This window comes from Cupriavidus sp. CuC1 (assembly GCF_044627735.1).
Lineage (GTDB): Bacteria > Pseudomonadota > Gammaproteobacteria > Burkholderiales > Burkholderiaceae > Cupriavidus > Cupriavidus ulmosensis.
Genome location: NZ_JBIUHC010000300.1, coordinates 1 through 4685, shown reverse-complemented (window position 1 = coordinate 4685; position 4685 = coordinate 1). Strand labels below are relative to the sequence as shown.

Genomic DNA, 4685 nt, shown 5'->3' with positions numbered 1-4685 from the left:
TTGAACGCCTGCCAGACGGCCTGTGCGCGATGTGTGTTCAGGTTGTCCCAGACGACGTGCACCTGTTTGCCCGGGTACGCGGTTGCCACGCGCTCCATGAAGGCCACCAGATCGTCCTGGGTGCGTCGCTCGCGGCAGTCTGCCAGCACCTGTCCGGAATGCACATCCAGCGCGGCACTACCGCGCAAAGGGACGCACCCGCCACAAGATCATGACGCTCGAAACCGGCGAGTTCATGCGCCGCTTCCTGCTCCATGTGCTGCCCGCCGGCTTCCATCGCATCCGTCACTACGGCCTGCTCGCCAACCCGGTGCGCCGCGCCAGTCTCGCGAAGGCCCGTGAACTGCTGGACGTCATGCCTGAGGCCGACACCCAGCCCGACGATCCGGGGGGTTGCTATCCCTGCGGTCTTCGTCTGCCGGCACTGCGGTGCGCCGATGATCGTCATCGAGATCCTGGAACGCACTGCGCCCATTCGCGCACCACCCAAGCGGCGAGGCCAGACATGCGCGTCACGCTTTCTGGACGTGCAATTCGACCGTCGGCTTTGCGGCAACGCGGCCTACGAGCGGACGTTTGCGCTTGCCGCTTCGCGCAGCCCCTCGCACGTCCGCTTCATCCTCACGATTGCGCGACTGGACCGCCTCGTCACCGCACCAGGCTCTATCCAGCATCCCGTTTGACTGCGCATCCTCCAGCACCGTTGGGCACCCCGGCCTATCAATCGCCATAGCCTCCAACACTCCGACCGCCTCGGAGCACTCCGCGGTTTCCTCCATCGAGGCTTGTTCGACGCCTGCCAGTAACGCGCGGTGGCACACTCACATTCCTGCGGGTGACGGCAGGCATCGAACAACCCTAAACGGGAGAGACCGCTTCCGCCAGTTTGAGTCACTCAAACACGATTTTCGACCGTCCGTTTCCGGCCCGAGAAGAGACGGTCGCCAATGATGCTTTGACCTTAGGCTCGTTGCCCCCTGCGGACGGTCGCGAACATGCCCTGTCTCGCCGATTTTTGCTTTTGGCTCTGCAGTTCAAGTCGCGCCATCTGACCTGAGCAGCCACTGCCAACCATTCCTAAGAAGCCAACACAGGTGATGGAGTGTTCTAGGTGAAGCTTGACTTAGCGTAGGTCCTTGCCACGCGATCCCGGCGACTAACAGGGCATGATACGGCAGCGCAAACGAGGCGTGGTCACGGCTATCCGGCTGCCTGCAGCAGCGTTCGACACCGAAGCGGTAGGGCAAGCGGCTCAGATCACGCAGTCGGAACAGTTCCTCCGTCGATGACGTACTCAGTGCCGGTGATGGCGCTGGCCCGCGCGGAGACGAGGAAACCAATGAGCTCGGCCACTTCCCGGGGCGAGCACGGCCGGCCGAGAGGAATGCCGCCGAGCGAGTCCATGATGATCTTGCGGGCGCCTTCCGTATCGATGCCGCTCTGCCGGGCGATCTCAGCAACGAGACCCGCGGCGGCATCCGTCTCGACCCAGCCGGGGGAGACACGCACGACGCGAACGCCCTTCGGACTGACTTCCTTGGACAAGGCTTTGCTGTAGTTCGACAGGGCAGCCTTGGCGGCAGCATAAGCAATTGTGGCCTCCGGCAACGGTAACTGCCTCTGGATCGACGTGACGTGGATGATGACGCCCGAGCGCTGCTCGACCATCGAGGGCAAAAGCGCGCGATCGATGCGCACTGCCGGGAACAGGTTCAGGTTCAATGCCTTGTTCCATTCGTCGTCGTCGAGCACGCTGAAGCCACCCGCCGGCGCCGATGAGCCGCCCACGACGTGCACGATTATATCGACGCCACCGAGCCGTTCGAGCACGGCGTCGACAATGGTTTTACAGCCATCGGCCGTCGTGATGTCCGCTCCGATAAACCATTCTTCGGCAAGGTCATCGGGACGCGAACGCGCCGTCGTCACGACGTTCGCGCCCGCCTTGCAGAGGTGTGCGACAACGGCTTTCCCGACGCCTTTGGTGCCGCCCGTGACGAGCGCCCTAAGCCCCTGAAGTTCGAGTGCGACGCTCATCGGCGAATCTCCAGAGACGCGATCTTGCCGCCGGTTAGGACGAACGTGTAGGTCAGCTCAACCGGGCTACCGGGGAAGGTGCCCGTGAGCCGTGCGTGCATCGTCACGGCGGCGCCGTCCTGGGACACGTCCAACGGCTCGACGCTGTACTGGTACTTGGTTTTGCTGTCTTTCTTCCAGGCCTCGATGGCTTCCAGCCCCTCGATCGTACGGCCTTCGTCGCGCACGACGGCATCGGCAGTAAAGCAGTCCGCGAGAGAGGTGGTGTCGGTCGCGGCTTCCGCGTTCAGATAGGCATCCAGTGGCGGCGGCAGTGTCATATTCATTGTGGTCTTTCCTGAGCGTCAGGGTTTGCATGTCCCAATGATGGCGTTATAGTTACCACATCGCAAGAACGCACTAAAAAGTAAGTAGGCCTTGGCTAACCGAAAAAAGTACACCCCCGCGACCGCCGCAATCGATGTCGAAGCCGCATTCAAGCTGCTGGAAGGGCGCTGGAAGCTGGTGATCCTATTTCACCTTTTCGGTGGCCAGGTGCGGCGCTTTTCGGACCTCGAGAGGCTGATCCCCGGCATCACGCAGAAGATGCTTGCCCAGCAGCTACGCCGCCTCGAAGAGGACGGCATCGTGACGCGTACGGCCTATCACCAGGTGCCGCCGAAGGTGGACTACCGCCTGACCGATTGGGGCCAGGCGCTGTGCCCGGCACTGGATGCGATTCTGAAATGGGCGGAGCGCCGCGAAGACTTTCCATCGTCTTCGTCGAGCGTGCGTGCCTGAGGCTAACAGGCCTGTTTTCCGGAATTCAAATTCTGTGGGTCGTCGACGAGGTGTCTGCTGCAAGTCAACGGACGCGTCCGCATCGGTTGGGGGCGCTCCCAACGTTCTTGGAATCACACCGTCGTGTCGCGCTATGGTGAACTGCGTTAGCGATCCGCCACGTTTTGTGATGGCCGACGAGCGGTAGGCCGAGGCGTCATGCGCGATCGTCTCACGTCGCTACGGGAGCGGACGGTCGTAAATCTTGTTCGAGCGGCTCCATCGGTGGAGTTGATAATCATTGAAAGGCCTCCTGGCCGCCCAAAGGAAGGGGGCGGCCAGGGTCTATTGAGAGGCAACGATCAACTGACCCGTTAAGGAGGCTGAAATGAAGTATAGCGGCATTGATTTGCACTCGAATAACGCGGTGGTGGCCGTGATCGACGACCAGGATAGGGTGCTGCAAGCGGCTGACCAATGAACTAGGACTGATTGTGGCGGCGCTCGCGCCGTACCGCAGTGCGCTGCAAGGGGTCGTGATGGAATCGACGTTCAACTGGTACTGGCTAGTCGACGGGTTGATGGCAGCGGGGTTCGACATGCATCTGGCCAATACGGCGGCCATCAAGCAGTACGAAGGTTTGAAGTACGCGGGTGATGAACGCGACGCGGTGTTCCTCGCGCATGTCTTCCGCCTCGGACTGTTGCCGGAAGGCTATATTTACCCGCTGCAGGAGCGCCCGTTGCGTGACCTGGCGCGCAAGCGCCTGCAGCTCGTGCGGCAACGCACCGTGAACATCCTGAGCATCGAGAGCCTGCTGTCGCGGCAGCTGAGCCTGCGGATGAATGGCGAGCACGTCCTGAAACTCGATGATGCCGCCGTGAGCGCACTCAAGCTATCGTCGTATGTCGAACGCGCACTGAAGGCCAATCTGGTGGTGTTGCGCACGCTCGACGCCGAAATCGATGCGCTCGAGGCGATCCTCAATCGCGAGGTAAAGCTGCGCCCCGAGTTTCAGATCCTGAAGACCACACCCGGAATCGGCGATGTACTGGCCGCGACGCTCATGCTCGAGACTGGCACCATCACGCGGTTTGCCGGGGTTGGTCATTTCAGTTCCTATTGCCGGTGTGTCGAGAGCAAGCGAATCTCCAACGGCAAGAAGAAGGGCGAAGGCAATGCCAAGAACGGCAACCGGTATCTTGCCTGGGCCTTCATCGAGGCCGCGGCGGCCGCACTGCGCTGCTGCCCGCAGGCGAGGAGATTTTATGAACGCAAGAAGGCCGGGCGACTGGCGGTCGTGGCGATGAAGGCCCTGGCGCACAAACTGGCGCGCGCGGCCTATTACATGATGCGTGACGGCAAGCCGTTTGAAGTGGGGAGATGTTTCGTCTGAGTTTGGCCGGGGACGGCAAGCCTGCAAAACGGGTTGGCCTGGAACCAATGAGTTGATTGGGCACCGTTCCCCGCCATCCTGATACAGCGAGCGCATCACTGAGACGTCCAAGCCATGAGCCGAAACGAGTCTGGTGCCGCAACTTGGGTAACCATATTGTTGATATATTTCCTGGACATTGGCTTGGCACCGACGTTTTTCTGGGGCTCGACCTGAGCCAGGGGCGATGGCCAGAATATCGGCTACCGCCTTGATCCCGATGGGTGACTGGTGCGGAGTAACCTCAATGCTCTCGCAGAGAATCGCCAAGATCAGCATGTTCCGCGCCTGGGGCATTACCTCCCCTCAGATGGCGCAGGATCTGGACACGGCTACCAGGGAATTCGCAGCCGCGCAGGAACTCCTCTCCACGGCGCCGCAAAACACAGAGGCAATCCGTCGCGAACTGCAGCTTGCCGGCTCTCAGTGGCTGTTCTTTGAAGAGGCACTCAA

Annotated in this window: 5 protein-coding genes and 3 pseudogenes; 5 read left to right on the top strand and 3 right to left on the bottom strand. The window is 61.4% G+C overall.

Annotated elements, in window-relative coordinates; translation table 11 throughout:
• Nucleotides 1-179, bottom strand: a pseudogene (locus ACGLHR_RS50650) (transposase); the annotation flags it as partial.
• Here ACGLHR_RS50650 and ACGLHR_RS50645 point away from each other — a divergent pair.
• Nucleotides 173-388 (top strand): annotated as a pseudogene (locus ACGLHR_RS50645) (transposase); the annotation flags it as partial. The pseudogenes ACGLHR_RS50650 and ACGLHR_RS50645 sit on opposite strands and share 7 nt — an antisense overlap.
• Nucleotides 389-437: 49 nt before the next feature.
• Nucleotides 438-683, top strand: a complete 246-nt coding sequence (locus ACGLHR_RS50640) for a hypothetical protein (protein ID WP_400103545.1) — start codon at nt 438-440, stop codon at nt 681-683.
• Between the two features lie 574 nt (nt 684-1257).
• On the opposite strand, the gene ACGLHR_RS50635 is transcribed toward ACGLHR_RS50640, so the two are convergent.
• Together ACGLHR_RS50635 and ACGLHR_RS50630 are read right to left on the bottom strand one after the other, a co-directional pair.
• Complete coding sequence (locus ACGLHR_RS50635) at nt 1258-2037, bottom strand: SDR family oxidoreductase (RefSeq protein WP_400103543.1); 780 nt, start codon at nt 2035-2037, stop codon at nt 1258-1260.
• Entirely contained in the window at nt 2034-2363 is a 330-nt protein-coding gene (locus tag ACGLHR_RS50630; protein WP_400103541.1) for a nuclear transport factor 2 family protein, read from the bottom strand. The genes ACGLHR_RS50635 and ACGLHR_RS50630 overlap by 4 nt, the downstream gene beginning before the upstream one ends.
• Nucleotides 2364-2454: 91 nt before the next feature.
• Here ACGLHR_RS50630 and ACGLHR_RS50625 point away from each other — a divergent pair, with 91 nt between their 5' ends.
• From ACGLHR_RS50625 to ACGLHR_RS50615, 3 genes and pseudogenes are all read left to right on the top strand, one after another.
• A complete protein-coding gene (locus ACGLHR_RS50625) occupies nt 2455-2817 on the top strand; it encodes a winged helix-turn-helix transcriptional regulator (RefSeq protein WP_400103539.1) in 363 nt (120 codons plus the stop codon).
• A gap of 518 nt (nt 2818-3335) precedes the next feature.
• Nucleotides 3336-4193, top strand: coding sequence for an IS110 family transposase (locus ACGLHR_RS50620; RefSeq protein WP_400103537.1), 858 nt, complete (start codon nt 3336-3338; stop codon nt 4191-4193).
• Nucleotides 4194-4473: 280 nt separating this feature from the next.
• A pseudogene (locus tag ACGLHR_RS50615) lies at nt 4474-4685 on the top strand (hypothetical protein); the annotation flags it as partial.

What these genes read in the sequence shown, in the direction of transcription:
- ACGLHR_RS50620 (WP_400103537.1), top strand. Translation starts at nt 3,336, where the DNA reads ATGGAATCGACGTTCAACTGGTACTGGCTAGTCGACGGGTTGATGGCA.
- ACGLHR_RS50635 (WP_400103543.1), bottom strand. Translation starts at nt 2,037, where the DNA reads ATGAGCGTCGCACTCGAACTTCAGGGGCTTAGGGCGCTCGTCACGGGC.
- ACGLHR_RS50630 (WP_400103541.1), bottom strand. Translation starts at nt 2,363, where the DNA reads ATGAATATGACACTGCCGCCGCCACTGGATGCCTATCTGAACGCGGAA.
- ACGLHR_RS50640 (WP_400103545.1), top strand. Translation starts at nt 438, where the DNA reads ATGATCGTCATCGAGATCCTGGAACGCACTGCGCCCATTCGCGCACCA.